The 24908-nt window shown below is 55.5% G+C and carries 18 protein-coding genes; 8 read left to right on the forward strand and 10 right to left on the reverse strand.

Translation table 11 applies throughout. The features are described from left to right. Positions 1–43 precede the first annotated feature (43 nt). Both QQM41_RS01130 and QQM41_RS01135 read right to left on the reverse strand, forming a co-directional pair. Positions 44–763 carry a GntR family transcriptional regulator gene (locus QQM41_RS01130; protein ID WP_339077504.1) on the reverse strand — a complete coding sequence of 240 codons (720 nt, stop codon included), beginning with the start codon at positions 761–763 and terminating at the stop codon, positions 44–46. Then, positions 763–2613 carry an ABC transporter ATP-binding protein gene (locus QQM41_RS01135; RefSeq protein WP_339077505.1) on the reverse strand — a complete coding sequence of 617 codons (1851 nt, stop codon included), beginning with the start codon at positions 2611–2613 and terminating at the stop codon, positions 763–765. Before QQM41_RS01135 ends, QQM41_RS01130 begins: the two co-directional genes overlap by 1 nt. A gap of 587 nt (positions 2614–3200) precedes the next feature. Between QQM41_RS01135 and QQM41_RS01140 the strand changes: the two genes are divergently transcribed. From QQM41_RS01140 to rsmA, 6 genes are all read left to right on the forward strand, one after another. Then, a complete protein-coding gene (locus QQM41_RS01140) occupies positions 3201–4859 on the forward strand; it encodes a porin (protein ID WP_339077506.1) in 1659 nt (552 codons plus the stop codon). Between the two features lie 111 nt (positions 4860–4970). Further along, a complete protein-coding gene (lptF, locus tag QQM41_RS01145) occupies positions 4971–6176 on the forward strand; it encodes an LPS export ABC transporter permease LptF (RefSeq protein ID WP_080986777.1) in 1206 nt (401 codons plus the stop codon). A 16-nt stretch (positions 6177–6192) separates the two neighbouring features. Beyond that, entirely contained in the window at positions 6193–7305 is a 1113-nt protein-coding gene (gene lptG / locus QQM41_RS01150; RefSeq protein ID WP_050819603.1) for an LPS export ABC transporter permease LptG, read from the forward strand. Between the two features lie 6 nt (positions 7306–7311). Next, a complete protein-coding gene (locus tag QQM41_RS01155; RefSeq protein WP_080986858.1) occupies positions 7312–9639 on the forward strand; it encodes an LPS-assembly protein LptD in 2328 nt (775 codons plus the stop codon). Positions 9640–9720: 81 nt separating this feature from the next. Next, a complete protein-coding gene (locus tag QQM41_RS01160) occupies positions 9721–11085 on the forward strand; it encodes a peptidylprolyl isomerase (protein ID WP_339077507.1) in 1365 nt (454 codons plus the stop codon). A gap of 4 nt (positions 11086–11089) precedes the next feature. Continuing rightward, positions 11090–11920 carry a 16S rRNA (adenine(1518)-N(6)/adenine(1519)-N(6))-dimethyltransferase RsmA gene (gene rsmA / locus QQM41_RS01165; RefSeq protein ID WP_339078134.1) on the forward strand — a complete coding sequence of 277 codons (831 nt, stop codon included), beginning with the start codon at positions 11090–11092 and terminating at the stop codon, positions 11918–11920. A gap of 6 nt (positions 11921–11926) precedes the next feature. Here rsmA and QQM41_RS01170 read toward each other — a convergent pair whose 3' ends face one another. From QQM41_RS01170 to QQM41_RS01205, 8 genes are all read right to left on the reverse strand, one after another. Continuing rightward, a complete protein-coding gene (locus QQM41_RS01170; protein WP_339077508.1) occupies positions 11927–13138 on the reverse strand; it encodes a cyclopropane-fatty-acyl-phospholipid synthase family protein in 1212 nt (403 codons plus the stop codon). Positions 13139–13238: 100 nt separating this feature from the next. Continuing rightward, complete coding sequence (gene rplI / locus QQM41_RS01175; protein ID WP_087651385.1) at positions 13239–13844, reverse strand: 50S ribosomal protein L9; 606 nt, start codon at positions 13842–13844, stop codon at positions 13239–13241. 11 nt (positions 13845–13855) lie between these two features. Continuing rightward, positions 13856–14131, reverse strand: a complete 276-nt coding sequence (rpsR, locus tag QQM41_RS01180) for a 30S ribosomal protein S18 (protein WP_003622836.1) — start codon at positions 14129–14131, stop codon at positions 13856–13858. A 6-nt stretch (positions 14132–14137) separates the two neighbouring features. Further along, positions 14138–14599 (reverse strand): 30S ribosomal protein S6, encoded by a 462-nt coding sequence (gene rpsF, locus QQM41_RS01185; protein ID WP_050819597.1) that lies wholly within the window; start codon positions 14597–14599, stop codon positions 14138–14140. Between the two features lie 166 nt (positions 14600–14765). Next, positions 14766–15347 (reverse strand): GNAT family N-acetyltransferase, encoded by a 582-nt coding sequence (locus QQM41_RS01190; protein WP_339077509.1) that lies wholly within the window; start codon positions 15345–15347, stop codon positions 14766–14768. Continuing rightward, positions 15337–17328 (reverse strand): RNA polymerase sigma factor RpoD, encoded by a 1992-nt coding sequence (gene rpoD / locus QQM41_RS01195; protein WP_128105150.1) that lies wholly within the window; start codon positions 17326–17328, stop codon positions 15337–15339. The genes QQM41_RS01190 and rpoD overlap by 11 nt, the downstream gene beginning before the upstream one ends. A 145-nt stretch (positions 17329–17473) precedes the next feature. Then, on the reverse strand, positions 17474–19315 hold the full coding sequence (gene dnaG / locus QQM41_RS01200) for a DNA primase (RefSeq protein WP_339077510.1): 1842 nt from the start codon (positions 19313–19315) through the stop codon (positions 17474–17476). 96 nt (positions 19316–19411) lie between these two features. Next, positions 19412–19867 (reverse strand): GatB/YqeY domain-containing protein, encoded by a 456-nt coding sequence (locus QQM41_RS01205; RefSeq protein ID WP_128106190.1) that lies wholly within the window; start codon positions 19865–19867, stop codon positions 19412–19414. A 235-nt stretch (positions 19868–20102) separates the two neighbouring features. Between QQM41_RS01205 and carA the strand changes: the two genes are divergently transcribed. Beyond that, positions 20103–21503: a glutamine-hydrolyzing carbamoyl-phosphate synthase small subunit gene (carA, locus tag QQM41_RS01210; protein WP_339077511.1), complete on the forward strand. Its 1401-nt coding sequence runs from the start codon at positions 20103–20105 to the stop codon at positions 21501–21503. A 16-nt stretch (positions 21504–21519) separates the two neighbouring features. Further along, entirely contained in the window at positions 21520–24774 is a 3255-nt protein-coding gene (gene carB, locus QQM41_RS01215) for a carbamoyl-phosphate synthase large subunit (RefSeq protein WP_050819592.1), read from the forward strand. Positions 24775–24908: the final 134 nt, after the last annotated feature.

The raw sequence follows: 24908 nt of genomic DNA on the forward strand, positions 1-24908 counted from the left end.
CTCATCTTCATGGTGTGGCAGGCTTGTATATTTTACTTCATATTCAAACTGTTACTGGCTGTTCTTCGGGCAGCAAAGGCTCCAGCCATTCTCTGGCTTGCTGAAAGTCACGCTGCAATGCGTCTGTTGCAGCATCCACATCGCGCTTTTCAAACGCAGCCAGAATTTGCAGATGCGGGTGGTTAGGGTCTGCCGGGCTAAGTGTGGGCAAGCTGTTAGCTGCCGCATAAATTGGCCCCATACGTGCCCATAACCCGCGGATAATTCCTACCGTAAACAACAGGCGTGAAAAGCCTGCTGCAGTACTATGGAAAATCGCATTGGCCACAGCCGTGGCGTGTGGATCTGCTTTTTCATAGGCCACGATAAAATCCCGATGCTTTTCACGCAGCACCGCAATTTGTTCGGGGGTAATATGCGCAGCCAGATCTCGGGTTATGCGGCCTTCCAGATCACCCCGCACGCCATGAATTTCTAAAAACAGAGTGCGCGTGGTGGTAGGCACACGGGCCGTATTGCGTTCATCCAGTTCCAGCGCCTGCTCTGAAACCAAGCGCAACAATGCTTCACGCACCGGGGTCGGGCTTAACTCCAATGAAGCTGCAAGCGGGCGTAAAACCAGGCGCTCACCACCTTGATAATGACAGTAAATCAGCCTGTCGCGTATCTGCTGGTAAGCGTAGGCTGCAAGAGCACCTCGTGCTTCACCACGCCCTTCGGGTCGCAGGTTTTTCCACGCCTGTGGTGTTTGTGTCGTTATCATTATGCGTGTGTCATCTGCCTGTTAAGAAACTGCCTGTACGGGCCATCCTGCTGTTCAAGCTGTGCAGGAGAACCATCCTCAATAATCCTGCCTTCCTGCATCACAACGATTCTGTCAAAGTTTTGTAAGGTGGAAAGTCTGTGCGCTACAGCAATAACCGTGCGCCCAACCATCAGCCTATCCAGCGCTTGCTGCACATGTTGCTCGCTTTCTGTATCCAGCGCGCTGGTGGCTTCATCCAAAATAAGAATAGGGGCATTGCGTAAAAAGGCACGCGCAATGGCAATACGCTGGCGCTGCCCGCCAGACAGCTTCACGCCCCTGTCCCCTACAATGGTATCAAACCCTTCAGACAGTTCCTCAATAAATGCAGCACATCCGGCAGCCGCGGCAGCAGCACGCACTTCTGCATCCGTAGCATCAGGCCTGCCGTAGCGGATGTTTTCCATCACAGAGCGATGCAGCAGAGAAACATCCTGCGGCACAATGGAAAGGCAGGCCCGCAGCGCATCTTCTGTAAGATCACGAATATCCTGCCCGTCTATCAACACACTGCCAGACTGCACAAAACGCATACGCTGCAACAGGGCCAGCACTGTGCTTTTGCCAGAACCAGAACGCCCTACCAGCCCCACGCGGGTGCCTGCCTGAATATGCAGGTTAAAATGGTCCAGCACCGCAGCGCCACCCGGATACGCAAACACTACGTCCCGAAACTGCACATCACCCAGCACAGGGCCTTTCATCGGCACGGCGTTTTCGGCATCTGGCATATCATGCGGCACCAATAGCGAGGAAAGCACTTCTGAAAGCCGGGCATTATGCTGGATGGTTTCTACCATAGATAAAGCCAGATCTCGCGTACCATGCAGAATGGCAAAGCCCAGCGTGATAATCATAACCACCTGCCCCACGGTGGCCTGCTGCCATTGCCACAGCAACACAGCCCAGATAAGCAAACCCGTAGTAAGCACAGCCGTTAACAACGCATGGATCATGCGCAGCTTTTCCATATAGCGCAGAGACTTCAGGCGTTCGCCCATTTCCCGTTGCGTCAGAGCATTAAACCGTTCGCGCTCACGGTTGCGCATGCCAAAGGCCCGCACCAGCGCGATGTTGCCCATCACATCCAGTGTTTCACCTTCCAGCCCGGCGGCTGCGGCTGCGTAATCTCCGTGCAGTGTGCGGCCCCTTACGGCCAGACGGAACATCAAAAAACACAGGCCAACAGCCAAAACCACAGTTATGCTGCCCATAATGGTGCTGACAGACAACATCAGCGCAACAGAAAGCAGAACGTTCAGGCTAGGTGGCAACACGCTCCATGCCAACAGATTTTCTATGGTGAAGCTGACATTGCCAGCAGTCGCAATACGCGCGGCAAGAGATGTGGGCATGCGGTCTGCAAAATAAGCGGGAGAATGGCCAGTGAGAAAACGGAACAGATCCTGCCGGATATCCCCCGTAACCGCCACAAAAGTGCGGGCCGCAAACCACCCGGCAATACGCCAGGAGATATTGTCTGCCACAATCAGGCCGATCAGCACCCCAACGGCAGACCACACAGCCATAACATCTCCCGTGGGGGATGTGCCTGTCATAAGGTCCACCAAGCGGCGGATACCGTTGGATGATAGCACAATGCAGCCAATAGCCAGCCCTACGGAGCCAAATACCAACACATGCCCCACAGGCCGGTGCCGCATGTAACGCAGCAGAAAGGCTACAGGCCGCCCGGCATAGTGTGGCAATTCTTCATCCGGCACAGTTACGACGGGCTGAGCAGAAACAACCTGCTGCTGAGCGCCTTGAGCCAAAGCCTGACTGTGTTTTTCTTTTTCCGCCGACACTGTGTTTGCTTTCGTTACTGATTTGGCAGAACAACACGCCCCGCCCGGCCAAGTTTGAATTCAGGACACCAAAATGTGCTGTGCAGCGCGAACACGGCGGCATAATGGCAAACCGTGTTGCAAGGTACTGCAATTACGGAAGAATTCCTGCGCCCTTTTGCGCCGCCACTTACAAACAGGGCCTGAAGGGCATGTAAATTATTGTTATAACAATAAAAATTCCGTGATGATGGGAACTTTTGTACGCGCACTTTTCTTCACTTTTTGTGTTGTGTGTATAGCATTTTATAGCCAAAACTGCTTACGTCATTTTTAATTCATACTGTTTTCCGCTCTGTTTCCAACGCAGAAAATCAACTTATAATTCCTTGATATTAAAAATTATTATTTATTCCATTCCGTTATGGAACCAATACATTTTGCCACTCACGCAGCAGCGCACGGCCGGAAATTTTCTACCAATGCATTCGGTTTTGCTGCATCGTTACCCCCACAGCTCACACATCTGCTGCCTTTTTACGCCGTATTGACGGCAGGAAGTCTGATCCACAGTAAGAGAGAGCAGGTTTTTAGGGGAGCACAGTTTCATGGCATCGGGAAAAAAGGCGCTGGTTGCCACGGTTATGGCCGCATCGGTTGCTGGTTCGCCTGCCATGCTGCCAAAAGCTGCTCTGGCTGATGATTATAGCGATCTGCTGGACGTGCTGCGCGCCAAAGGCAGCCTGACCAAGCATGAATACGACACGCTGTTTGCCAAACATGTGCGCCACTCTGCCCCAGCACAAACCGAGCGTGCATCTTCAGGCGGCAGAGGTGGTTCTGGCTCTGGCCGCACGGCAGCGGCTTCGGGCACACGGCACCGCATGGTGGCTCATGCCGGACACGGTGCTGGCAGTGATGAATACGAACCCGGCATCAAGTTTGACCCCGGCGCAGAAGATTCCGGCATGCGGGCCGAAAGTGCTGCAGAACGCGCAGAAGCCAGTGCACGTTCTGCTGAAGAAGCGGCTAAATCTCTTAAAGGCAACGATGTGGTGCGCGTGGCAAAATACGTGCCCGGCAAAGGCCTTACCTTTATGGCAGGCCCCATCAACATCAACCTTTCCGGCTTTGTAAACGGGTTTTACACCTATAACAGCCCCGCTGGCGGGCAAGCCGTGGCTGGTGGTGTTTCTACCGGTTCCAGCGGGTTTGATTCTTCTGCCGTACGTAACGGCCTGCTGCCTGCCGGCTTTGTGCTCAAGCTTAGCACCGTGCAGCGCGGCATGGATATTTCTGCCGTTCTGGGCATGTATCCGGGCATTGATAACGCCAAGAACGGGGCCTTTAATGCCAACACGGGCGGTAGCCCCGTTGGTCTTGGCACTGCTGGTATCGATCTTCGTCAGGTTTACGTCACGTTTGGCAACAAGAATATCGGCACATTCAAGGTCGGGCGTGATCTGGCACTGTTTGGCTCCGATGCCATCCTGAACGATGCCACGCTGCTGAGCGTGGGGGCTTCAGGCAACAATGCTGCTCCGGGCAACACATCTCTGGGCCGTATTGGCGTAGGCTATGTGTATGCAGACTGGATCCCGCAAATTTCCTATGCCTCACCTACAATTCACGGCTTTCAGGGCACCGTTGGTATCTTCCAGCCGCTGGATGAGTTCAATTTTGCCGGGAGCAATCTGTCCGCCTCTTCCGAGCATCATTCCTCCCCCATGGTGCAGGGCAAGGTTACGTATGATTTCAAAGTGGGCGAGGTGCAAACGCGCATCTGGGCCAGCTTCCTGATCCAGCATCAGCAGGGCCTACAAAGCACATTGCTGAATACGGACAGCCGCAAGGGCGCCATGGCAGAAGCTGGCGATATCGGCACCAAGGTCACCTACGGGCCGCTTGAAGGTGTGGCCTATTACTATCGCGGCAGCGGGCTGGGCACGACCGGGCTGTTCTTTGATGGCGTTGGGCAAAATGGCCGCAAGCGCGCATCCGAAGGGTATTACGTGCAGGGCGCCTACCACGTAACCAAAAGGCTTAAGCTGGTGGGCAGTTACGGCGTGAGTAATCTGTATCAGGCCCCGGGCGAAAACAGCCCCACCCTTGTGCGGCGCAACCAGTCTGAAGTTGGCGCTGTCTTTTACAAGCTGACAGACTGGCTGAATCTGGTAGGCGAATACACACATACATCTTCTGCCGCCCATGGCCCTTACAAGGAAAGCGACAACACAGCTGCTGGTGGTGTGATTCTTCTATTCTAGAAATTCTGCGGAAACCGAAAAAAGAAAACGCAGATTTTTGAGAGTTTGCGCCAATAAAACTGTCAGTTTTTAAGAAAAACCGCGCCAGAGCAACATGCCTCCACCTGCTTTATGCATGATAAGGCTGTTGCCTCCCGCACAGGTGAAGTAGATAACAGACGTATGACCGTCCGTTCACTTCAGTCTTGGCTGAAATCGCGTTTCCTCACGCTGGACAGGTATGTGTTCCACCAGCTTATGGTGGCACTGCTGGCAACCACCGGGGGGTTGGCCGCGCTCATCTGGCTTATGCAGTCTTTGCGCTTTGTCTCTCTGGTCGTGGACAGAGGGCTTTCGCTGCGCGTGTTCATTGAACTCACCAGCCTGCTCATTCCCTCCTTTGTGGCTGTGGTGCTGCCGATTACCACTTTTGTAGTGAGCCTGTTTGTATATCAACGGCTGGCGGGAGACCGTGAACTTACGGTTATGCAGGCGGCTGGGCTTTCACAGTTCGCACTGGCAAGGGCGGGGCTTGGCTGCGCGCTTATGGCCACCATTATGGGCTTTTTGCTCAACCTGTGGATTGTACCCACATCCTACCATGCCTTCCGGCAATACGAATTTGATATCCGCAACAAGATGGCCGCCTTCATGCTGCAAGAGGGGGTGTTCACCAAGGTTTCGGATGCCATGACGGTTTATATCCGCTCCCGCAGCCACGATGGCACGCTGCACGGCATTATGGTGGAAGATGATCGGCAACCGGGTAATCAGGCCACAATTCTGGCCAATCATGGGTCCATGATGATCGTGAATGATACCCCGCGCGTGATCCTGTACGATGGCTCCAGACAGGTGATCGACCATAAGACAGGCCGCCTGAACATGCTGGTTTTCAAGCAGGATTCCATGGATTTGTCTTCCGCACATCAGGAAGACGCCCGGTTTAGGGATGCTGCTGAAATGTCTTTGGGGGAATTGCTGCACCCAGACCCCCAACAGGTTTCTGAGCGCGATACAGGCAAGTTCAAGGTAGAAGGCTGGCGCCGCCTGACATCCCCCCTTACCTGTTTTTCCTTTGCCATGGTGGGGCTGGTTGCCGTGCTGCGCGGGGCTTTTTCCCGCTACGGCAATATCAAGCGGCCCCTTGCTGCGGTGCTGACAGTTGTGGGGCTATTGGCTATCAACCTGTTGCTGCAAAATCTGGCCAGCCGAAACATGGCCCTTATCCCGCTTATTCCGCTTGTGGCATTACTGCCGGGGCTGATATGCGCAGGCATACTGTTCATTCCGGAAATGCTGGCAGACCGCGCCTCTGCCCGTCTGACACAAAACTGAAGGGGCTTCCGGCCTGATGATTGTTGCCGTTACCCTCTCCCGCTATATCGCGCGGCAGTTTGTGTTTTCTGTTGTGGCAATGATTGCCTCCCTTACCGGCATTGTCTGCCTGTTTGACTTTATTGACCTGTTGCGCCGCGTGGCCACCAAGCCCGATGTTTCCACCAACGTGGTAACAGAAATTGCAGCGCTTCATGTTCCCTATTTTGCCACGGAAATTCTGCCTTTTGGCATGCTGCTGGGCGGGATTGTGTGCTTCTGGCGGCTAACCCGTTCTTCCGAACTGATTGTGGCACGGGCGGCTGGTATTTCTGCATGGCAGTTTTTGACCGCCCCGGTTGCCTGCGCCATGCTGATTGGCGCTGTTTTCACCACTCTGGTTTCTCCGGTCTCTTCATCCATGTACCGCCGGGCAGAAGAGCTGGATCAGCAATATCTGCGCACCGGCGGTGGGCCACTTAGCCTCTCCAGCGGCTCCTTATGGCTGCGGCAATCAGATAGCCAGTATGATCCACACGGCGTTGCCATGCTGCATGCGCGTGGCGTGCAGCTTAAGGATGGTTTGCTCCGTATCCGTAATGTGAGCGTGTTCCGTCTTGATCATCAGGACAAGCTGATGATGCGAATCGAAGCCCCTGAAGGCTATCTGGGAACATTGAAATGGATTTTAAGTGATGCCTCGGTCGTGCGGCCGAATGATTTGCTGCACCCCGTTGGCCAGATTGATTTGCCCACAGATTTAACGGTCAACCGTGTGCAGGAAAGTTTTTCTTCCCCCGAAACGCTTTCCGTCTGGGCGCTGCCGGGCTTTATTTCCCTGCTTGATCGCTCTGGTTTTTCATCTATTCGGCATCGTATTCATTTTCAATCACTGCTGGCATTGCCTATGCTGGCGGGCACAATGGCACTGGTTGCGGCGGGTTTTTCCATGCGTCCATCACGGCGCGGAGGCGTTGCCCGCATGATCGGGTCTGGCGTTGCGGCTGGTTTTCTGCTTTTCACCGTATCCAAGGTTGCAGAGCAGTTCGGTAATTCGGGGGCACTTCCTCCAATGCTGGCTGCATGGGCCCCTACGCTGGCTGGGTTGTGTCTGGCTGTTTCGTTGCTGCTTCATTTGGAGGATGGCTGATTGACCGTGGCCCGCCGGCCTTTCCGCAGCCCTTTGCTGCGCCGTCGTTCCACCCTCAGTGCGGCCACCGCATTGGGGAGCATGGCCGCGTGCCTTTTTTTCAGCCCGCCCAAACATGCGCATGCGCAGTTCCGCCCGCAGGTGATGCACCTGAATACCGGCCGCCCGACATCTCCCGATGAACCGGCAACCTTTCAGGCCGACAAGGTTGACTACAACGATGTTGAGCACACCGTTACCTGGACTGGCAACGTCCAGGTCTGGCAGGGCGACCATGTGCTGCGAGCAGACCGCATTGTGTATGACCGCGATACCGGCGTTATAGCTGCACGCGGCAATGTGGCCACCATCCAACCAGATGGTTCCGTGCTGTACACCCATTATGCCGAACTTTCGGGCGGCATGAAGGATGGCATCATGATGCACGTGAATGCCACCATGCAGGACAACGCCAAACTGGCAGCCAACGGCCTGCGGCGCACGGCAGGCAAGATTAACGTGATGAGCCGCGCCGTTTATACGGCCTGCGAAATTTGTGAAAAAGACAAAACCCGCGCGCCCTTCTGGCAGTTCCGCGCCTATGATGCCACGCAGGATCTGGAACATCAGAAGATCGACTTCCGTGATGCCTATCTGGATATTCTGGGCATTCCAGTTATCTACCTGCCCTATTTCTCCATGACAGACCCCTCCGCCAAGCGGCACAGCGGGTTCCTCATGCCCGGCATCACACCGCATGACCGTTACTTGGGCACGTATTTCACCATCCCGTATTACTGGGTGATTGATGATCAGTCTGATCTGACTGTGCAGGGCCTGTTCTCTACCAAAACAGGGCCACAGATCAGCGCGCAGTACAGAAACTTCTTCAACTTCGGCAAGATCAACATTCAGGGCGGTCTGGCTTACGATACGCACCGCAGTAACAGCTATACCAACGGCTTTGGTGATGATGTGGGGCGTGGCGGCAACCATGGTGTGCAGGGCTATCTGTTTGCCCGTGGCCAGTTCTCTATAGACAAGCACTGGCGTGCTGGCGCCAACATCAATCTGGCCACCTCTGCTGACTATATGCGCGATTACCGTGTGCAGGGCTACGGGTCTGATACCCTGAACTCCAATGCCTATATTGAAGGCTTTGGCACGGGTTCTTACTCTCGTATTGATGGGCAGTACTATCAGGGCCTGAACAAAGGTGTCATTCACAACACCGATCTGCCATGGGCACTCCCACGTTATACCTATAGCTTTGTTGGTCAGCCCGATGCATTGGGTGGCCGCACCAGTGTAAACACCACCGATTTTTACGTGTATCGTGAAAACGGGACTGCCGATCAGCGCGGTGAATTGCAGCTGAATTGGGATAGGCTGTGGCGCTCCCGCCAAGGGCAGCAATTCCTGCTGACATTGCGGCTTGATTCCATGGTCTACCGCGCCCGCAAGCTGTACCAGCAGCCCAACTACTATAAAACTGCACGCACGATTGTAAGCGGACAGGTACTGCCAACCATTGCATTGAAAACAAACTGGCCGTTTGTACGCAGCTTTGAACATGGCCGTGGCACGCAGTTGATCGAACCTATTGTGCAGGCCATTTACGCTCCCAATACCGGCATGGGCGCAACGGACATGATTCCGAACGAAGACAGTATGTCCTATGAATTTACGGATTCAACGCTGTTCTCGCTCAACCGCTATCAGGGCACAGACAGGCTGGATGGCGGCCTGCGCGGTAACATTGGGGTACATGCCAACTGGACATGGGATGGCCATGAAGTGGACCTTCTGGCCGGTGAAAGCTTTCAGGAACATATCGAACATGATCGCCTGCCCTATTCTGGCCTAGACCATCATATTTCGGATATTGTGGCGCGCGCCCGCGTTTCACCCAACGAATATTTTGACTTCAACGCCCGTATGCGGCTTGACCCCTACACCGGCAAATTCAACTTTGGTGATGCTCTGTTCAGCGCCGGGGTGCCGCATTTCCGTATCCGTGGCGGGTATGTGTATGAGCCGGTAACACCCTATTACTATTTCGCCACCAACTATCGCTCCTACAACCCGAACCAGCTGTACACTGTACGCACAAACGAAATCAGTGGTGGCTTCTCTTCCGACTGGGATAACTGGCATCTTTCCGGCTTTGCGCGCCGTAGCCTCTCCCGTCGTGAATTTGTCTCTCTGGGTGGAGATATCGGATATACGAATGACTGCTTCGGGCTCGATTTCATGTATCTCAAGCAGTACACCACCATTGGTGGGCAGCAGCGTAACTCCACCTTCCTGTTCACCCTTAGCCTGAAAACGCTTGGGTCTTTCGGCCTTAAGTAAGAACTGCTTCAAAAATGCCTCGCGCTCCGGTATCAGGGAACAGAGTTCCCGATCTGGCAGAAAGCTGAAAGACTGTTCCGTATGCGCCTGCGTTCCCTTGCACTGGCCTGTTGTTCCCTTGCCGCGCTTACTGTTCCCGCCATTGCTGGCGCACCGTATGCGCAGGCAGCAACACGGCACACCTCCAGCGCGGCAACGCAGCAAACAGCAACACCGGCCCAGCCAGAACCAGATGATATGATTCTGGCGGTTATCAACAGTATTCCGCTGACCAAGCGCGATGTTGATAACCGCGGCAAGCTGTTTGCCCTTTCTACCGGCCTGCCCCTTACGCCTGATCTGATGGCACGGCTGCGGCCCCAGATTATCCGCCAGCTTATTGATGAACGCCTGCGCACGCAGGAAATTCTCAGCCGCCATATCAACGTGCCGCCCGAACAGATTGCGGGCGCCATTACCAATATTGAGCGGCGCAACGGCATGCCCGAAGGCACATTGCGTGAGCATCTGGCGCAAGATGGCGTATCCCTCACCACGTTGATCGACCAGATCCGGGTGCAGATTGGCTGGATTCAGGTGCTCCGGCAGGAGCTGGGCGCGCGCTCACGCGTATCTGCGCAGGATATTGCTCAGCGTCAGGCCGCGCTCAAGCGTGAGGAAGGTCGTACGGAATACGAGCTGGCCGAAATTTTTGTAAAAGTGGAAGATCCCCGGCACGATCAGGAAGAGCTGGATTTCACCAACACCGTTATTCAGGAACTGCGTAAGGGTGCGCCCTTCCCCATTGTGGCGGCTCAGTTTTCTCAAAGTCAGACAGCGCTGGATGGTGGGGCCATGGGCTGGGTGCAGGAAGATGAGCTTGACCCTGCAGTGGTTCAGGTGGTGCGGCAGATGCCCGTGGGCGTTGGGGCTATTTCCAACCCCATCAAGGTGCCGGGCGGGTATGTTATCATCACCCTGAATGGCAAGCGTGTTATCGGGCACGAAATGGGCCACCTGATCACCATTCGGCAGGTGTTCCTTTCCTTTGATACCCCGCTAGACCCGCAGCACATTACGCCGCAGCAGGAATCTACGCTGCAAAAGGCCATGCAGGTTATCCAGAACACCCATAGCTGCACGGAAATGGAGGCCCTTAACAAGGCCGAAGGCGAAAAGCGCCCCACAGACCCGGGTGAAATGCCGCTGGAACGCCTGAACCCACAAATGCAGTCTCTGCTGGCTGATCTGCCCGAAGGCAAGGTATCGCGCCCTCTGGTCTCGCGCGATGGGATCGATCTGTTGATGGTCTGCACCAAAAAGGAAAAGAACTTTTCCAACCGCTCACCCAGCGAAATTGCTGACCAGTTGATGAATGAACGTGTGGAACAGGCCGCCCGCCAGTTGGATAGTGACCTGCACCGCCGCGCCATTATTGACAAGCACATCAAGCTGAAGGGGGTATAAGGCCCTGTCTGCCCCTCTGGAAAGCCTGCGCGATGTTATCCATCGGCACGGGCTGGATGCACGCAAAGCCCTTGGCCAGCACTTTCTGCTTGATCCGGGTGTAACAGAACGCATTGCAACACTGGCAGGCAACCTGAAGGGCCGCCACGTTGTAGAAGTTGGCCCCGGCCCCGGCGGGCTGACGCGTGCCCTGCTGAACGGCCCAGCGGAATCCGTAACGGCGGTGGAGCTTGATAGCCGCGCAGTGCTGGTTATTCAGGAACTGGCAGGCTTTTACCCTAACCGCCTCAAGGTGGTAGAAGCCGATGCCCTAAAGTGCGACCTTACAGAGCTATGCCCCGCACCACGGCAGATTATTGCCAACCTGCCTTACAATGTGGCCACACCATTGCTTATTGGCTGGCTGCGCCAAGGTAATGCATGGGAACGGCTGACACTGATGTTCCAGTTGGAAGTGGCAGAGCGCATTTGCGCCGCCCCCAACAGCCAACATTACGGGCGCCTTGCGGTACTGGCCCAATGGTGTGCAGATTGTGCGATTGTTATGAAGCTGCCGCCGGGTGCGTTTTCACCCCCTCCAGCTGTATGGTCTGCCGTTGCCAGCATTACACCTCATGCCCAGCAACCTGAGCTTGCTCTTTTTAAAGCGATGGAACGGGTAACGGCAGCAGCCTTTGGACAGCGGCGCAAAATGCTGCGCGGGGCCTTAAAAGGCCTGAACGGTGATAAGCTTTTGGCAGCCGCAGAAATAGATGGTACGCGCCGCGCGGAAACTCTGGATGTTGCAGAGTTTGACCGCTTGGCGCGCGCGCATTTTGCCCTATCAGCTCAATAAAGCGCCTTATTCTTTTTCGGCTGCGGCAATGTAATCCCGCGTAAACGGCACGGCAGAAATAGAACGTGAAAGCTGGAGCTGGAAGTTCATGTGCCCCTGCACACGAAAAGCCAGTTCAGCGGCATTAAGGTAAAATTCAAACATCCGCGCAAAGCGTTCATCATACAGCGCAACAGCTTCTGCACGCTTGGCCTCAAACCGCTCACGCCAGACGGCAATGGTTTTTGCGTAATGCAGGCGTAGGATCTCACAATCCGTTACCCACAGGCCAGTAGGCTCAACTGCGGCAAAAACCTCGCTCAGTGCTGGAGAATACCCACCGGGGAAGATATATTTGTTCACCCACGGGTTTGTTGTGCCTGGTCCATCACTGCGGCCAATGGAATGCACAAGGGCCACGCCATCTTCCACAAGTGCGTTTTTGATAACATCAAAGAACTGTCGGTAATGCCCAACGCCCACATGCTCGAACATACCTACCGAGACAATGCGATCAAACCGCCGGTGCAGGTTGCGGTAATCCAGCAGTTCAAACCGCACGCGCCCTTCCAGCCCTTCATCCTTGGCGCGTTGGCGGGCAAAAGCCAACTGTTCTTGGGAAAGGGTAATACCGGTAACAATCGCACCGTAATCCTTGGCCAGCGTAAGGGCCATACCGCCCCAACCACACCCAATATCCAGCACCTCCAAACCCGGCCGATCTAGCAGCAGCTTGGCCGCAATATGGTGCTTTTTGGCCTCTTGCGCCTCATCCAGCGTTTCTGTGCCATGGCGGAAATAAGCGCAGGAGTATTGCCAGTCTTTATCCAAAAACAAAGAATACAGGCGATTATCCAAATCATAATGATGCGCCACATTCTGCTGCGCACGCTTGATTGGGTTAAACTGAATCCACCCACGGCGCACATACCGCAGAGCCGATGCCAGACGTTCTGCCACATGGCCACCGGGGCGCATGGCGTTCAACATCAGCACATCCAGCAGATTGTAGAGTGTGCAATCCAGCGGATCGAGGTGAGAGTCCATATAGGCTTCACCAAAACCCAGCCCCGGATTGATCACCATTGCCCGCACGGCCGCCTGATTATGCAGAACCACACCGGCTGAAGGGCCGGAATTACGCCCTTTATAAAGGCTTGTGGTGCCATCCGGCCAGCGCACCTGCAACTGACCATCTGCGATAAAGTGTTGCAGAATGCGATCAAGAACTTGCTTCATGCCGCGTCTCCTTCAGAAAATTGATTGCAGCATACGCGCAAAAAAAAAGCCCGGAAAAGAATTTTCCGGGCTTCTTCCGCATGAAAATGCAAACGGCAAATTAAGCGTTAGCTTCTGCCGGTGCTGCTTCTGCTTCAGCAATTTCTGCTGGGTCGGTAATGAGTTCGCCTTCAACAACGGCATCATCACCAGCAATTTCAGCTTCTTCTTCAGGAGAAGCTGCTTCGCCACGTGCCTGACGTTCTGCTTCTTCTTCAGAACGCGCCACGTTAACGATAACCGGCACAACCACTTCCGGGTGCAGCGCGATTTTCACTTCATACAGCCCCAGAGACTTAATGGGGTGTGCAAGGAAAACCTGCTGGCGGGAAATGGTGAAGCCTGCTTCCGTAACAGCCTGCGCAACGTCACGCGTGCTGACGGAACCATACAGGCTGCCGCTATCACCAGCCTGACGGATCAGGATGACAGCCAGACCTTCCATCCGTTCGGACAGACGTTCAGCTTCTTCACGACGCTTGATGTTCTGTGCTTCCAGCTGAGCGCGTTCACGCTCAAAACGGGCACGGTTGGCATCGTTCGCACGAATAGCCTTGCCCTGTGGCAGCAGATAGTTACGGGCAAAACCCGGACGTACCTTCACCACATCGCCCATCTGACCCAGATGTTCGACGCGCTGAAGCAGGATTACTTCTGTAGCAGCCATTGATCGCTCCCTCAGCTTACAACGTAGGGAAGCAGAGCCAGGAAGCGGGCACGCTTGATAGCCTGTGCCAGTTCACGCTGCTTCTTTGCGGAAACCGCCGTGATGCGGCTCGGCACGATCTTGCCACGTTCGGACAGGAAGCGGCTGAGCAGACGCACGTCTTTATAATCGATCTTCGGCGCGTTGGGACCGGAGAACGGGCAAGACTTGCGACGACGGTAGAACGGACGACGCGCACCCACGGCCGGGCGACGGGCGGCGGGGTTTACTTCCATTGTATCAGACATTCTGGATTACTCCGCTGCTGCGTTGTCAGCTGGCTGTTCAGCGTTGCTGCGGTCTTCACCACCGCTGCGACGGCCACGGCCACTTTCGAAACGACCACCGGCCTGCTTAGGACCACGGAAGCCGCCACGGTCACCACGGTCATCACCCTTGCGGGACAGAACCGGAGACGGAGTTTCGTCGATTTCTTCAACGCGCAGTGTCAGCAGACGCAGAACGTCTTCGTTCAGAGCGAGCTGGCGTTCAATTTCTTTCACCAGTTCAGAACGTGCTTCCAGACCCAGAAGAGCGTAGTGGCCCTTGCGGTTCTTTTTGATACGATAGGCAAGGCTGCGCAGGCCCCAGTACTCGCGCTTGCGCACGGCACCGCCATCGGCTTCGATCTGGGCGGCAATACCATCAAGAATGGCATCCACCTGCTGCTGGGAAATATCATTCCGCGCAATCAGCACGGTTTCATAAAGTGGCATGTTGACTCCCTTCGGATACAATCAACCCACCCGTGCCGAACCCTTCCGGCCTACGGTGCCACAGAGTTTTAAAATCTGAAGCTGCGGGTATAGCCGGGCCAATGCCATGAACCCGGCAGGGAAAGAGCAGTCTCAATCATATTTACGCAGCAAAAGCAAGAGAGATTCATACACGCAGATGCTGAGGAACGGGAATGCCCAGCCGATCTGGCACATCCCATACCTCTTGCACGCGCCGCATAATCTTGAAGCCTGCCTGCTGATACAAAGCCAACGCCCGCGGATGATCTGCCGTACAGGTGTTGACGCGCACAGATTGAGGGCCGCCCTGCCATGCCAAACGCAGCACATTATCCAGAAAAGCGCGCCCCACCCCTTGGCCAATCGCATCAGGAAAAAGACCAAAATAAGAAAGGTTTACAGATTGCGGGTCTGCCAGATCCAGCTCGAAAAAACCACGGATCTGCTGCTTTTGCCGCAACAGGCCGATGTTGACAGGCGCTGTTTCCAAAAAACGCGCCAAAGTGGCATCTGATGCCGCCTGCCGCATCCACCAGCAATAGTCTCGCCCAACCCGATCCTGCAAAAGCCGATACCCAGCCACATCGGGCCGAAGATGCTCCTGCACATGCCACCCTTCTGGCAACACCAGAGGTGCGTGCGGCGGCGGAGAAAACATGCGCATGAAGGTCACAATCACCTTCATGCGCGTTGTGGATTCGGCGTTAAAGTTTAGATCAGTTATCATCCAGGAAGGAACGCAGCTTACGGCTACGGCTTGGATGTTTGAGCTTACGCAGAGCCTTGGCTTCAATCTGGCGGATACGTTCACGCGTTACGTTAAACTGCTGGCCAACTTCTTCCAGCGTATGGTCGGTGTTCATACCAATACCAAAGCGCATACGCAGCACGCGTTCTTCACGCGGGGTAAGAGAAGCCAGAACACGGGTTGTGGCTTCACGCAGGTTGGTCTGAATAGCGGCATCCAGCGGGATAATAGCTGTTTTATCCTCGATGAAATCACCCAGATGGCTATCTTCCTCATCCCCGATCGGGGTTTCGAGGGAGATGGGCTCCTTGGCAATTTTCAGTACCTTGCGCACTTTTTCCAGCGGCATACCCAGCTTTTCAGCCAGTTCTTCCGGCGCAGGTTCGCGCCCGATTTCATGCAGCATCTGGCGGGAAGTACGCACCAGCTTGTTGATCGTTTCGATCATATGCACCGGAATACGGATTGTACGAGCCTGATCCGCAATGGAGCGCGTAATAGCCTGCCTGATCCACCACGTTGCATAGGTGGAGAACTTATAGCCACGGCGGTATTCAAACTTATCCACCGCCTTCATCAGGCCGATATTGCCTTCCTGAATCAGATCAAGGAACTGAAGGCCGCGGTTGGTATATTTTTTGGCAATGGAAATAACCAGCCGCAGGTTGGCTTCAATCATTTCCTTTTTAGCGCGGGCAGAATCACGCTCGCCACGGGCTACCGTTGCATATACACGGCGGAATTCACCAATCGGCAAACCCGTTTCCTGCGCCAGCTGTGCAACCTGATCACGCAGCCCCACCACCGTATTGGCGTGCTTGGCCACAAAGTTCTTCCATGAACGACCAGACAGGCCGGAAACCATGTCCATCCAGCCCGGATCAAGCTCACGGCCACGGTATTTCAGCAAGAAATCTTCACGCGAGACACGGCAGCTTTCTGCCAGACGCAGCATACGCCCTTCCAGCATGTTCAGCTTCTGGAACATCTGCTTAAGCTGGGCTACCAGATCTTCAATCCGGTTATTATGCAGGTGAACCTGCTCTACCTTGCCCACCAGTTTTTCGCGCAGGGCAACGTAGTTTTCTTCAAAATTGCCATCAACATCTTCACCAGATGTCAGGGCTTCAATCCGCTGCACCTGCAACTTGCGCAGTTCGGCATAAAGCGGCTCAATTTCATCAAAATGTGCCAGAATTTCAGGCTTGAGCTTTTCTTCCAGCGCAGAAAGGGAAAGGCCGCTGCCTTCGCTTTCAATATCGCCTTCGCCCTCATTTTCGGGTTCTTCTGTTTCTTCCGCATCAGAATCAGATTCGGCTTCGCTAAACGTGCCGTCTCCGCCTTCTTCCAACGGGTTGCCGCCACTTTGCATGGCTTCCAGATCCACAATGTCACGCAGCAGCATTTCATTGTTACGGATCATCTCATGCCAGGAGATGATGGCGCGGAATGTCAGCGGGCTTTCACACAAGCCGCCAATCATTTCATCCCGGCCAGCCTCAATCCGTTTGGCAATGGCAATTTCGCCCTCGCGGGAGAGCAGTTCCACCGTGCCCATTTCGCGCAGATACATACGCACGGGGTCATCCGTACGGCCTACGCTTTCGGCATTTACGTTACCGGTTGGGCTTTCGGATTCAGCTTCGGCTTCGGTCTCTGCTTCTTCCTCTGCATCTTCGCTTTCAGCGGCGGCTTTTTTGGGTTCAGCCTCTTCGTTGTCGTTATCTTCGTTTTCGACAACCTGAATACCCATTTCAGACAGCACGGCCATAATGTCTTCAATCTGTTCAGAAGACATTTTGTCCTGCGGGAGAACGGCATTGAGCTCATCAAACGTGATGCACCCGCGCTCACGCCCTTTGGCAATCAGTTTTTTGACTGCAGAAGACCGCGTATCAAGCAGGGTGGTATCACCATCCTGTTCCTGCGCTGCGTTGGTTGATGCCGTTTTTGTCGCCATGCCAGACCTGCTCCTCCCCGCCCGCATCCGAACAGAATGCAGAACGACCAGTTTACTATGTACTGCTCTCTTTTCAGGGCGGGCAGGACGTGGGATATCCTGCGCGTGAAGTCAAGGGGAACACGCCCTGAACACATTTGTTGTCTTATAGCTCGGTGTCGTCCACACCGCCGCGTTTCAGGCGCTCCATTGCCTCTAGCCGCGCCTGTAACCGTTGCCATTCAGCGGAATCTCCGCCTTTTTCAACAAAACGCGCAATCTCACGATTTACTTCCTGAATAAATTGCGGCCCGTAGAGCAAACCATAAAAATGCCACCACTGTGTTCTTGCCGCAACAGTGTGTGCCGGGTCTTCTGCATCACTTTCCGACATCGCAGAGTAGCTTTCACGCATGACAGCGCGAATGGTTTCCTCCGCCCCTTCCGCCTGTAACCATGCATATAATGCCGCAGCATTGTCTGGCAACTCACCCTCGGCAGAAAGATCCAGCAACAGGGCGCGCACCTCGGCAAATTCTTCTGGCAAATCCAGCCGGCACAGAGCTTCCTCCACCTCCGGCACCAACACAGGATGAAACAGCAGCAACTCCAGCATCAGGCGCTGGCGCTCTCGCGCTTGATCCATGTTAACTGGCACGGCACCGGGCACCGAAGCCGGCACATTGGCTTTACGCCCCTGCGGCCCGTTCCATTTGCCGCCACCGCCACGCCGGAAGGTTGTAAAAAACCGATCCAGCAATGTGGAGCGATATTCAGACGCCAGCATTTTATCTGGAATAAGGGCGGCAACTTCCGTCAGCCTACGCCGCAGAGCTGCGCGCTCTTCCGGCCCCGGATTGTTGATGCCTGCGCTCAGCAGATCGAACAGCACCTCAGATAAAGGCTGTGCTGCAGCAAACATCTCCGCCACAGCCTGCTGCCCGCGTGTGCGCACCAGACTATCTGGATCTTCTCCATCTGGCAGGAGACAAATGCGCAGGGAGTAATCCTGCTTGAGCAGCGGCAGCCCGGTTTCCGCCGCTTTAACTGCGGCCCTGCGCCCGGCTGCATCCCCATCAAAACACAGAATGGGTGCACGATCGACCTGCCAGAGCGCCTCTAGCTGTTCAGGCGTTAACGCTGTGCCCAGCGGGGCCACAGCCCCCGTAAAACCGGCCTGATGCAGGGCAATAACATCCATATACCCTTCCACCACCACCAGATCCGGCGCCAACACACCTTTGGGCCGCGGCGCACGCACAGCAGCGCGGGCACGATCCAGCCCGAACAACAGCCGCCGTTTGGAAAAAACAGGGGTTTCCGGCCCATTAAGGTATTTGGGCTGCCCATCACCCAGAATACGCCCACCAAAGGAAACCAGCCGCCCTTTACGATCCTGGATGGGGAAAGTGACACGCCCCCAGAACAACTCACCCTTGGGGTGGCCGTGCTCATCCACCCGCATCAGGCCGGCTTCAGCCATCATCTCGGGCGTAATACCTTTGGGCGCGAGGGCAGAAACCAGTTCTCCCCGCCGCTCGCTCGCCCAACCCAAGCCAAAGGTTTCCAGCGTTTCCCGCGTGAGGCCGCGCCCCAGCAGGTAATCCAGCCCGGCGCGCCCTTCCGGCTTGTATAAAGCGCGGGACCAGATTTCCTGCGTAGCTGCCAGCACATCTTCCAGCGAGCGCACATGCGCCACTTCTTCCTGCGTGCGGCGCGTATCCTTTGGCACTTCCATGCCTGCGCTGGAGGCTAATTCCTCTACAGCTTCAGGGAAGTTCTTGCCTTCCATCTGCATGACAAAGGAGATGACATCTCCATGCACGCCGCAGCCAAAGCAATGGAAATGATCATCATATACGTAAAAGGAAGGCGTTTTTTCACCGTGAAAAGGGCAACACCCTTTCCAGTTCCGCCCGGAGCGGGCCAGCTTGACCCTGCGCCCGATAACGGACGCAATGGGCGTGCGGGCCCGCAATTCATCCAGAAAAGCTGAATCAATCGCCATTGACTGTCCGTTTCATCAAGCGGCCCGACCGAGCGGCACAAAGCCACCCCAGATCGGGCCGATACTTATTTCTGCAATATGACGTTTAAAAAACGCTTAGCCCAGACGCGCTTTGACAGCAGCACTGGCTTTGCCCATATCCAGCGCCACGCCGAACTTGTTTTTCAGTTCAGCCATCACCTTGCCCATATCCTTCAGGCTTTCGGCCTTTACGGCAGAAACGGCTTCATCCACCGCAGCCTTCAGGGAAGCTTCATCCATTTCTGGCGGCAGATAACCACGGATGACATTAATTTCTGCTTCTTCCTTTTCCGCCAGTTCAGGGCGGCCGCCATCACGGTACATGCCAGCAGATTCCGTGCGGGACTTTACCATTCCGCGCAGGGCGGCAATGGCTTCGTTTTCATTCAGGCCTTCCTGCCCTTTGGCGCGGCCTGCAATTTCCACATCTTTCAGCTTAGCCGTAATCATCCGGATTGTGGCCACACGGGCGCTTTCGCCTGCTTTCATGGCTGTTTTCAGGTCTGCCATCAGGCGTTCACGTAATGTCATTTCCATATGCTCCGCTCTTTCTGTGCTGCAATCGGGCGCACCTTATCACCGGGTTTCGTAAAAAAAACATTCAGGCAGGAAATTAAAGTGCCACCCCGCCCTGCGCGGCACGTATGCAACACTGCGGGAAAAAACTTCCCACCCTTTTTCACCACCTCATCTTGCGGGTGGGAAATTTCTTCCCACCTTGGAAATCGAGTGCTAAAAGACGGCTTCGGGAGGCACAAGCACGCACATGCCCTTGTCCATAGATACCATTATCGCCCGGATTGGCGGCCCAGATGCCACAGCCAAGCTGACAGGCGTTGGCACAGAAGCCATCCGCAAATGGCGGCAGGCGCAGGCTATTCCGCCCCGCCACTGGCCAGTTATTGCGCAGGCCACCGGCCTTTCCCTGGAAGACCTCCAGCCCATTCCGACAGACCGACCCTCCCCCCATGCGGGAGATAGCAAGACAGGATCATCCATGCCCGACGCCCGCCTCGAAGGCGCCACCGCCGCGCTTGTTCTCGCAGATGGAACCGTATTGTGGGGGAAAGGCTTTGGCGCTTTTACCTCCAAACCCTCCATTGGCGAAATCTGCTTTTCAACCGGCATGACCGGGTATCAAGAGACTCTAACGGACCCATCTTTTGCCGGGCAGATCATTACCTTCACCTTCCCCCATATCGGGAATGTGGGCGCGAATGCCGAAGATGATGAAGCCGCAAAAGTATTTGCCCGCGGCCTTGTGGTGAAGGAAGACCCCACAGCACCGGCCAACTGGCGCGCAACAGAAAGCCTTGATACGTGGCTGAAGGAACGCGGCGTTTCCGGCATTGCCGGTGTGGATACCCGCTCCCTCACCCTGAAAATCCGTGACAAGGGTGCGCAAACGGCCGCGCTGGTTTTCCCGCAGGATGGCAAATTTGATCTGGATGCCGTTTTGGCAGAAGCCAAAGCATGGCCCGGCCTTGAAGGCATGGATCTTGCCAAGGAAGTTACCTGCTCTACCCCATATGCGTGGACAGAAAGCGTGTGGGAATGGCCCAAAGGCAGCAAGGAAGCCCCCACAAACCGCCGCAAGGTTGTGGCTGTAGATTACGGCGCAAAACGTAACATCCTGCGCTGCCTTGTGGCCGCTGGATGCGACGTAACCGTTGTGCCCGCCACCACCACGGGTGAAGAAATTCTGGCTCTTAAGCCAGAAGGCGTCTTCCTTTCCAACGGCCCGGGAGATCCGGCAGCAACTGCCACATATGCCGTGCCCGCCATTAAAGCTGTGCTGGATGCTGGTGTGCCACTGTTTGGCATCTGCCTTGGCCATCAGCTTCTGGCCCGTGCGCTGGGTGCAAAAACATATAAGATGGAACGCGGCCACCGCGGGGCCAACCAGCCGGTGCAGGATCTGGCCACCAAACGGGTGGAAATTACCAGCCAGAACCACGGGTTCGCCGTGGATGCCGATACTCTGCCTGCCGATACCCATGTGACGCATGTCAGCCTGTTTGATGGATCAAACGAAGGCTTGGCATCAGACAAGTATCCGGCGTTTTCCGTGCAGTATCACCCCGAAGCCAGCCCCGGCCCGTCTGACAGCTTCTATCTGTTCAAACGCTTTGTCACCCTGATCGACCTTAACAGCGCCAAGAAATAACGGGAACGAACGTATCATGCCCAAACGGACAGACATCCGCTCCATCCTCATCATCGGCGCTGGCCCCATTGTTATCGGGCAGGCGTGCGAGTTCGATTACTCTGGCGCACAGGCCTGTAAGGCCCTGCGGGAAGAAGGCTACCGGGTTATTCTGGTAAACTCCAACCCAGCCACCATTATGACAGACCCCGGCCTTGCGGACGCCACCTATGTGGAACCCATTACGCCGGAAGTGGTGGAACGCATTATCCTTAAGGAAAAGCCAGATGCCGTGCTGCCCACCATGGGTGGCCAGACAGCGCTGAACACCGCCATGGCGCTGCATGCTTCAGGCTTTTTAACCAAGCACAACGTGGAACTGATTGGCGCAGACGCCGAAGTGATTGACCGGGCGGAAGACCGCCAGAAGTTCCGCGAAACCATGGATGCCATTGGCATTGAAAGCCCGCGCAGCTTTATTGCCCACACGCTGGCAGAAGCGCACGATGCACTTAAGCAGATTGGCTTTCCCTCCATTATCCGCCCATCCTTCACCATGGGTGGTTCCGGCGGTGGCATTGCCTATAACCGTGAAGAGTTCGACCAGATCGTGCTTTCCGGGCTAGATGCCTCCCCCACCACGGAAGTGCTGGTGGAAGAATCCGTGCTGGGCTGGAAAGAGTATGAAATGGAAGTTGTGCGCGATAAGGCGGACAACTGCATTATCATCTGCTCCATTGAAAATATTGACCCCATGGGTGTGCATACGGGTGATTCCATTACCGTTGCCCCGGCACTCACGCTGACAGATAAAGAATATCAGCGCATGCGTGATGCCTCCATTGCCTGCCTGCGGGCCATTGGCGTGGAAACGGGTGGTTCCAACGTGCAGTTTGGGGTGAACCCCAAAGATGGCCGCATGGTGGTTATTGAAATGAACCCCCGCGTGTCCCGCTCCTCTGCGCTGGCTTCCAAGGCTACGGGCTTCCCTATTGCCAAAGTGGCTGCCAAGCTGGCCGTTGGCTACACGCTGGATGAGCTTAAAAACGACATCACGCGCACTACCCCGGCTTCCTTCGAACCCACCATTGACTATGTGGTGGTGAAGATTCCGCGCTTTACGTTTGAAAAGTTCCCCGGCGCACCGGCTCTGCTTTCCACCTCCATGAAATCGGTTGGGGAAGCCATGGCTATTGGCCGCTCCTTCCCCGAAGCCTTGCAGAAGGGCCTGCGCTCCATGGAAACCGGCCTGCACGGGCTGGACCCAGTGGAACAGCCCGGCGATGGTGGAGAAGATGCCTTCCGCGCGGCTCTTTCCCAGCCCAAGCCGGAACGCATCCTTATGGCTGCACAGGCACTGCGTGCGGGCCTTTCTGTGGATGACATTCACGAAGCCTGCAAGTTTGAGCCCTGGTTCCTGCGTGAAATGGAAAAAATCATTCACGCAGAACGGGAAGTGGAAAATCACGGCCTGCCGAAGGATGCCCAGAGCCTGCGCCGCCTGAAGGCCCTTGGCTTCTCGGATGTGCAGCTTTCCCGCCTGTCTGGCACGCAGCCTGAAGAAGTGGCTAAACTACGGGCAGAAGCTGACGTTACGCCGGTTTACAAGCGCATTGATACCTGTGCGGGTGAGTTCGCATCCTCCACCCCGTATATGTATTCCACTTACGAAGGGCAATTTGCGCCGCCAACCTGTGAATCCAACCCGACAGACCGAGAAAAGATTGTTATTCTGGGTGGTGGCCCCAACCGTATCGGGCAAGGTATCGAGTTCGATTACTGCTGTGTTCATGCCGCTTACGCCCTGCGTGAAGCTGGTTATGAAACCATCATGGTCAACTGTAACCCGGAAACGGTTTCTACCGACTATGACACCTCCGACCGTCTGTATTTTGAACCGCTGACGGCTGAAGACGTGATCTCCCTTATCCGCTGCGAACAGCAGAAAGGCACGGTTAAGGGCTGCATTGTGCAGTATGGCGGGCAGACACCTCTCAAGCTTTCTCGTGCTCTGGAAGCCGCAGGTATTCCGCTGCTGGGCACCCCGGCAGACGCCATTGACCGGGCAGAAGACCGTGAACGCTTCCAGACCATGCTGCATAAGCTGGGCCTGCGTCAGCCAGAAAACGGCATTGCCCGCACGCCGGAAGAAGCCGAAGCCGTGGCCGAAAAGGTTGGCTACCCGGTTGTGGTGCGCCCATCCTACGTGCTGGGTGGCCGCGCCATGGAAATTGTGTACGACCGTAACGGCCTGCAACGCTACATGCGCGATGTGCTGACAATGGCCGGGCACGATATTTCTTCCGGCCCGATCCTGCTTGATCGGTACCTGAACGAAGCCATTGAAGCGGATGTGGACTGCATTGCAGACGGCACGGATGTGTATGTGGCTGGCGTGATGGAACACATTGAAGAAGCTGGTATCCATTCTGGCGACAGTGCTTGTGCCCTGCCGCCCTATACCCTCTCCCCCGCGATTGTAACTGAGCTGAAAGCCCAGACAGAAGCCATGGCGCGGGAACTGGGCATTGTAGGCCTGATGAACGTGCAGTACGCCATCAAGGATCAGGAAATCTTTGTTCTTGAGGTGAACCCACGCGCATCCCGCACCGTGCCGTTTGTGGCCAAGGCAACGGGTGTGCCGGTAGCCAAGATTGGTGCGCGCGTTATGGCCGGCGCCAAACTTTCCGGCTTTAATCTGGATGACCGGGCCGTGGTGCCGCACGTTGCGGTCAAGGAAGCTGTATTCCCCTTCAACCGTTTTGCGGAAGTAGACACCATTCTGGGGCCAGAAATGCGCTCCACGGGTGAAGTCATGGGGCTGGATACATCTTTCGAGCGTGCCTTTGCCAAATCCCAGCTTGGGGCTGGCGTTAAGCTGCCAACCTCCGGCACGGTGTTCCTTTCCGTGCGTGAAAGTGACAAACCCCAGCTGCCGCCGCTGGGCCGCCTGCTGGCTTCCATGGGTTTCCGTATCATGGCCACCCGCGGCACAGCCAAAAAGCTGCGCGATTCCGGTATTGAGGTGAACCTTGTGAACAAGGTGCTGGAAGGCCGCCCACATTGTGTGGATGCCATTCGCTCTGGTGAGGTGCAGATGGTTATCAACACGGCACAGGGTGCGCAGTCTGTGGCAGATAGTTTTGATATCCGCCGCTCTGCCCTTGTGCTGGGTATTCCACACTACACCACCATGGCCGGAGCGCGGGCTGCAATTCATGCAATTGCGGCAATGCGTGAAGGACCGCTTGATGTTGCGCCACTTCAGTCATACTTTAGTGGAACATTCTAAGCTAAAGGCGCGGGCATAACCCGCCCGCGCCCCCTTAGCCATGTTCGGGTGGCAGCCTGCTTTCAGGTTATGCCTTGCCCGTGTAACTGTTTAACTTTTGCGCCGGAACCCGCTGGTTCCGGCTGCTTTTTTAA

This window comes from Acetobacter sp. AC2005, from assembly GCF_037901235.1.
Lineage (GTDB): Bacteria > Pseudomonadota > Alphaproteobacteria > Acetobacterales > Acetobacteraceae > Acetobacter > Acetobacter oryzoeni.